This is a genomic window from Syntrophales bacterium (assembly GCA_030655775.1).
Classification (GTDB): Bacteria; Desulfobacterota; Syntrophia; order Syntrophales; family JADFWA01; genus JAUSPI01.
The window spans coordinates 1-5,724 of record JAUSPI010000162.1 but is presented as its reverse complement, the minus strand read 5'-3'; the positions used below and the strand labels follow the sequence as shown (position 1 = coordinate 5,724).

Genomic DNA, 5,724 nt, shown 5'->3' with positions numbered 1-5,724 from the left:
GTCATCGTTATAGAACAGTGTGAGACGACTGTTTTTAATGCAGTCACAATTGTTGTTCACAGCGGGAAGGACGAGGGAAAAGAGACCGAGAATTACAATGAAGATGGCAAACCCTGAAACAACCTCTTTATGCCCTTCCAGAATTCTCAGGATACCAAGAAGAACGAAGATCGCAAAAACTGTAAGACAGAATGTACAGGAAGTGTGGAGTCTGAATGCCTGATAGCCAACGAGAAAGCCCTCAGCAGCTATCGCCGCTGTCAAAATGATATTGATAAACCAATCCAATCGCTTCTCACGCAGAACGAGGTTAAATCCCGACAGCAGGGCGAGTGCGGCAAATACCATAATGCCCGGTATAAGCATTGCTATATCACCGTAACGCGCATGTTGGGCAACGACCCTACACCCTTCTGTAGGACACACACTGGTACCAAATAACTGCATAAACAGCTCAATGATAACGATAGCCAGTCCTGTGAAACTGACGATGGGAAAAAGCCTTTTTGCGGTTGTCCTTACTTTTTGCATGTATTGTTACCTCCCAGGAAACCGGGTATAAACAGTTTCTCAAGTAACCCAAGTTTTTTCTCCAAAAAGATAATTCTTGCTTTACATTTTCCCCTGATTTTGTGTTTCATGAGAGGATTTTTTACTGCTTCTTTTTAATTTAATGAGTTCCGTTTCGCCAGCTTGCCGGAGGCTAACAGCTTCTTTAAACGCCGTTTCTGTCATGTTGCTCTCATCGGTTTATCGTTTGTTAATGTTGTTGTGATGTTCGTAGAAAGGCAGGTTATTGCCTTGTTCATGGCTGTATCCAGCATCACCACCTCCTGATAGTTGAAATACTCTTTCTTTAAAATCTTTCCGTCCTGTTCACACCAGATCTTCAGGTATCGTTCCCCGTCCTTTGATGTTTCTGTTACGGCTAAACATTTTGTCGGGTTTAGGTTAATACTGAAAACTTCCTTCGCCATGCTTCTCATACGGTTATAAATATAGGATTGCAGTACAGACTTTACAAAAGCCAGTTCAGTCAGGCTGTTTATCTCATATTCCCAGAACCTGATGCTTACCGGAATGGTAGAAGTAAAGGTCTCCCTTTCCCCATAGCCGGAATATTTTTTAACGTGCATGTATTCCTTTACCGCTATTTCGATATGTACGTTTTTCCAGTGATATTCGATCATTTCACCCTGTTCCCCTATTCCTTAAAAGGAATAAACAATCCCCATATTGATCCCATACATAGTTGTGTCGCTTGCCGGTTCATAGTACCCGCCGACTATGTTACTTTTGCCGATCTTGCTCTTTTCCAGCCAGGGGGTAAGCTCAACACCCCAGTGACGTGAAAAGTAGTATTTGACAGCAACGCTGGCATACCAGCCTGTCTCATTTCCCAGGTCAAACTCAAGGTCCTGACCCCCGATTTCACCCATCTTTGCCTTCATTCTACCGTCAAGCATCACACGAAAGGCAAAGTTTGGTTCAATTCTCCAGTCGTCACTTAGTTCAAAGATGATCTTTGCCCCGACCGGCATGTACAGCCATTCGTATTCCTCTTTGTAGCTGGTAGCAACGCCGTGATCCTTTGCTTCGCTTCGATTCCACTGACGGTAACCAAGCCCCCAATATAGGATCAGGGAAGATCGCTTTCCCGTATCAAGGGTATACCCAATATTGCCTTCAAAACGGCGATGCTCCTGCGGATCATCAAATGAGACTGGAGTTCCTCCCTGTGTGGTGCCGTCATAGGTAAGGTCATACCTGGCGTACTCGGCAAGAAGATTATAGTAAATACTGTTCAGCCGGTCGTAAGTATATTCCATGTATGCTCCGGGGAGGTCTCCTGACACTTCGCTTTTAAGTGGGGGAGAAACATCTTCTTTATAGTCAAAATGGTACATGCTGAGACCGAATGACATTGTGTGGTTCAGGGCCTTCCCGTGATAAGTGGGGGGTGAGGCTGCTGATAGATTACCTGCGGGACAAATTATAATTAAAATAAGAGCAAGTACTATCAAGCTAAACGATTTCGCTAATTTTTGTCGCATTTTGGTCTCTCCTTCTATGATAGGCATAAAAAATGTCCCCTCTTTGGACGTTAAAGGACCAGACAGGGGTAATCAGGACAGAAGGCAACGCCCTTCTTTGTCTGTAACCCTATCTGTCCCATAATATAGGCGGCACATAGATTAATCATATCCCTGACGGGAACATCCGACTTAATTCCGGTTTCGATTTTGTTAAGCAGGTTTCTACCGTGCGCGAATTTCATGACTTCCATATGAGAATAGGGCAGCATTACGGCAAGTGCAGCTGGTGTTATAACAAACGTAGTAACGATTATCGCTTCAGGCATGACAAATTTGATTGCCAGGCCGAAGGAAAATATGATGGCGATTATCAATATTGCCATGCTCACGTTTTTCATCTTCTTAAACATCTTGTACCTGGGATAATTTCTATGGATATAATTGTCGAGTACAGACGGATGAAGCGCAATCCTCAACCTGTGTGCTTTGGTGTAATTGACTATCTCCTGCCAATTAGTCCAGAAATTGAAAGCAATCGTTTTACTTTTTAATGTCAACGGTTCATGGAAAAACGTTGACAGATCACTCTCAAATTCTTCAAATGTTGGCCTTTCCATAATAGTAATCCCTTTCTTATATTGTGGTTATTGCCCAAATCCCATACATACACACAACCATCAGCAACGCGGCGATCACTTCCGAAAAATTTCCCACCCTCATGATTCTAAATCCCTTGCGCTTCCCGAAGGGGGTCCAGATCGGTACTCCCATCAGGCTGAGTGAGTCCAAAAGGATGTGAACCAGGGCGCCGGTGCAAAAGAACAGTACCCAGGAATAGACCAGAAAATATGCCAGTAAAATTCCTGCTACATAGGGAATAAACCAGTGAGTTAAAGTCCTGTGCTCCAGACCCGGTATGCGAAGGTCAATATCAGGAAAAACGGCGCCAACCATGGAACCTACAATTATAGGTGGAACCGCTACACACATTGCTTTATCCTGAAGCACGTAAGAAATCCCCGCAATCGTGAGAAGACCGGGACTGATGAAAGCGATTATTCCTTCGGCCAAAAGTATTCCTGATAGTGTGTGGTTTGCTCTGGTCATTTCTTGTTCCTTTACTATATATGAACATGAGTGCCACTAATGTGGGGGTAGCAGGGTAGGGGATTTAAGAAAAAAAACGAACATAGCTGCTTTCCAAAAACAAAAAAACCCCGTAGCATCAATAGACACCACGGGGTTGTGTAGCGTTTCACCGAGGTCTTTCGGCCTCAGCTTTCCTGCTTGAAAATTGAGAGTTTTGGACTATGTATCCCATAGCAACATAAGTCGCCACTTTACTGGGAATGCCATAGTCTACAATCGTCAATTTTCCGTTTTGTGATTTTACTAATTCTACCAATCCTTTGACTTTCCTCGTTCCCATCTTCTTTCTCCTTAATTGGATTTTAAATTAAGGAAGAAGGTGTCCTTCTCCCTACTGAAAAGTCCATTTTGTTGGACCTCCCAATGGGAAGAAGGACACGTGATGGGATGAGGGGGATGAGACGCTATTTAACGTCCCATCCCATAAATCAAAGGATTATGCTGCTTTTAGAGTAGCTCTCTGGAGCATGTTTCTAATAAAATCCTCCTTTGTAATTTCAGCCACTGACAGGATTTCCACAGAAATCGCGCCACCGAAGAATACATAACTTCCGCCACATACTTCTTCTGATTCATCTGAATAGAATGTGCCGGCATGTGCATTGGCGATTTCTTCAGCATCCTCAAGACTTTCGGTCTCGATAAGGTAATCATAGACATACTCCTGCTCTCCATTGATTTCCTCAAGTGTGTAGTGGTAATATTTTTTCTTTTCCATAGATTTCCCCCTCCTCGACTTTTATTCCTAACAGTTTAGCAGTATGATATTCCTGTATTGATCCCTGTGAAAACTTCCATCCGGGCAACATAACAATAATATCTGATCGTCTAAGCAGTTCCAATCCACCTGCCAGCCAAACACTATCGGGAGCTTTTCCATCAAAAAGCGCTGAATTACTGTGGGAGCAAATGACCGCGTAGCCCCTTTTCCACCACTTAAGCGCTTCCCGACGGGCCCTGATGATGTTAATAATCCGCCCAAAGATCGTTTTTGCCCTGTAAGGACCCGCAATGTAAACTACTTTCATTGATAACCTCCTTTTCGCTAATAATTGTAGGGAAGTGTTTTGATCAATGCGCGGAGTTTTTGTGCCTCTTCCTCATATTCCGGATCAGTCTTCTCTGTATCAATGTCCAGAACTTCAAGATTAAGATCAGGGACATTTGAATAGGCCTCCCTTGCAACACCACCTTCCACAATTATTACTATTTGATTTTTCATGTTTACCTCCACCTATTTCCTTTCCTTATTTCCTCTATCTCTGAGGCTTTGCGAACCCGCCAGACTGTTTCAATTTCACAATCAATCTCAAGTCCAAGAGGTTCGATCCTGATCTGTTTCAATTCTTCAAATGAAATGTAGCCCCATTCGGCCATTTGATAATCACCGTTTAGAATTGCAAATCCCCAGAACAGGTCATTCTCCTCATCATATTCAGCGATGTACCAATCACTGCCTCCGATAAAGAAGTGCAGATAGATGAGCTTGTCCATGGTGGAGACGTTCTCGGTTTCATACAGGCCGGGGATTTCTGCCAACCTCTCTTTTGTTGGTTCGTTCCACATGGTCTTTTACCTCCCGTCGATATTCTCTCCTTTTCGGAGTGCTTCAGTTGTGTGTATATGAGCCGCAACCTGCTCATTCTCTACTTCCATGTAAAAGGCTCCCTTTTGAATTGCCCTGACTATATTGGTTTCTTCTGTAAGCTGGGCAATGGTATACTCTGAAGTGTAGCCCACACACAGATCGTCCACGAAAAACATGTCCGAATCCGCATCGTAGAATATAATTCTTCGGGTGAAGCAACCGTGCTTCAGCGCAAGGATAAATTCTTTCGGATCTTCAGAAGTGAGACTTTTTAAGTGTTCTATGCTTTCTACTTTAATTTTTACCATAACAAACCTCCTTTCCTCAATAATCAGCATCCCATTGCTCGCCTGCATCGGCAGGGTCGAACCATCCAGGGGGATTATCACTCATGTATTCTTGTGCCCTTTCTTGATACACTAACTTCCGGTTAAGGCACTGCTGGCAGAGGCGACTATGCCGGTCGCATGTTTCCGGTGTGGAGTGTACCCATTTGGGTTTAGCTAACCCCGTATCCCACCACCATTCCAGCAAGATCTCGATCTCCTTCCCGCAGTGGTCACATTCAATAGTTTCCACTGTGGGCTCCGGTCTTTCGGGTCTGTTATTCATAACTTTCTCCTTTCCTTTTCAAAAGAGGGACTCTTTAAAGCGAGAGCCCCGAAGTTGAGTCTTTAATTCCACCTTAGAAGCTTGCTTCGTCGAGTGGCTCATAGGCTTCAGAATGAACATGAATGGGATCAAGACCGTTCTTAATTCTAACTGGATTGGCAGCTTCAACGCATTCCCTGCAAAAGGGGATGTTGTCTTTGCTAACCACATAGCGCGGATTGAAGCTGAAAGGTTTTCCACACTGTCCGCATTTTCCAATAACTAATACATGTCCCATGACTTTCTCCTTTCCTTTTCAAAAGAGGGACTCTTTAAAGCGAGAGCCCCTCTAATAAAGTT

General features: G+C 43.8%; 14 protein-coding genes. All 14 read right to left on the bottom strand.

Going from position 1 to position 5,724, the window contains the following annotated elements; all coding sequences use genetic code 11:
• On the bottom strand, window positions 1-531 hold a 531-nt coding region (locus Q7J27_08870), incomplete at its 3' end, for a vitamin K epoxide reductase family protein (GenBank protein ID MDO9529258.1).
• Window positions 532-612: 81 nt separating this feature from the next.
• A complete protein-coding gene (locus Q7J27_08865; protein MDO9529257.1) occupies window positions 613-735 on the bottom strand; it encodes a hypothetical protein in 123 nt (40 codons plus the stop codon).
• Window positions 732-1,190, bottom strand: coding sequence for a hypothetical protein (locus Q7J27_08860; protein MDO9529256.1), 459 nt, complete (start codon window positions 1,188-1,190; stop codon window positions 732-734). Before Q7J27_08860 ends, Q7J27_08865 begins: the two co-directional genes overlap by 4 nt.
• Window positions 1,191-1,211: 21 nt before the next feature.
• On the bottom strand, window positions 1,212-2,081 hold the full coding sequence (locus Q7J27_08855; protein MDO9529255.1) for a hypothetical protein: 870 nt from the start codon (window positions 2,079-2,081) through the stop codon (window positions 1,212-1,214).
• A 23-nt stretch (window positions 2,082-2,104) separates the two neighbouring features.
• Window positions 2,105-2,653, bottom strand: coding sequence for a hypothetical protein (locus Q7J27_08850; protein MDO9529254.1), 549 nt, complete (start codon window positions 2,651-2,653; stop codon window positions 2,105-2,107).
• 16 nt (window positions 2,654-2,669) lie between these two features.
• Window positions 2,670-3,143: a metal-dependent hydrolase gene (locus Q7J27_08845; GenBank protein MDO9529253.1), complete on the bottom strand. Its 474-nt coding sequence runs from the start codon at window positions 3,141-3,143 to the stop codon at window positions 2,670-2,672.
• Between the two features lie 148 nt (window positions 3,144-3,291).
• Entirely contained in the window at window positions 3,292-3,465 is a 174-nt protein-coding gene (locus tag Q7J27_08840) for a hypothetical protein (protein ID MDO9529252.1), read from the bottom strand.
• Window positions 3,466-3,621: 156 nt separating this feature from the next.
• Window positions 3,622-3,903 carry a hypothetical protein gene (locus Q7J27_08835; GenBank protein ID MDO9529251.1) on the bottom strand — a complete coding sequence of 94 codons (282 nt, stop codon included), beginning with the start codon at window positions 3,901-3,903 and terminating at the stop codon, window positions 3,622-3,624.
• Window positions 3,869-4,213, bottom strand: a complete 345-nt coding sequence (locus Q7J27_08830; GenBank protein MDO9529250.1) for a DUF4406 domain-containing protein — start codon at window positions 4,211-4,213, stop codon at window positions 3,869-3,871. Before Q7J27_08830 ends, Q7J27_08835 begins: the two co-directional genes overlap by 35 nt.
• A 17-nt stretch (window positions 4,214-4,230) precedes the next feature.
• Window positions 4,231-4,407: a hypothetical protein gene (locus tag Q7J27_08825; protein MDO9529249.1), complete on the bottom strand. Its 177-nt coding sequence runs from the start codon at window positions 4,405-4,407 to the stop codon at window positions 4,231-4,233.
• Between the two features lie 2 nt (window positions 4,408-4,409).
• A complete protein-coding gene (locus Q7J27_08820) occupies window positions 4,410-4,751 on the bottom strand; it encodes a DUF2958 domain-containing protein (protein MDO9529248.1) in 342 nt (113 codons plus the stop codon).
• A 6-nt stretch (window positions 4,752-4,757) separates the two neighbouring features.
• The gene (locus tag Q7J27_08815; protein ID MDO9529247.1) at window positions 4,758-5,081 is read right to left on the bottom strand and encodes a hypothetical protein; all 324 of its coding nucleotides are present in this window, start codon (window positions 5,079-5,081) and stop codon (window positions 4,758-4,760) included.
• A gap of 16 nt (window positions 5,082-5,097) precedes the next feature.
• The gene (locus Q7J27_08810; GenBank protein MDO9529246.1) at window positions 5,098-5,385 is read right to left on the bottom strand and encodes a hypothetical protein; all 288 of its coding nucleotides are present in this window, start codon (window positions 5,383-5,385) and stop codon (window positions 5,098-5,100) included.
• A gap of 73 nt (window positions 5,386-5,458) precedes the next feature.
• Complete coding sequence (locus Q7J27_08805; protein MDO9529245.1) at window positions 5,459-5,662, bottom strand: hypothetical protein; 204 nt, start codon at window positions 5,660-5,662, stop codon at window positions 5,459-5,461.
• Window positions 5,663-5,724: the final 62 nt, after the last annotated feature.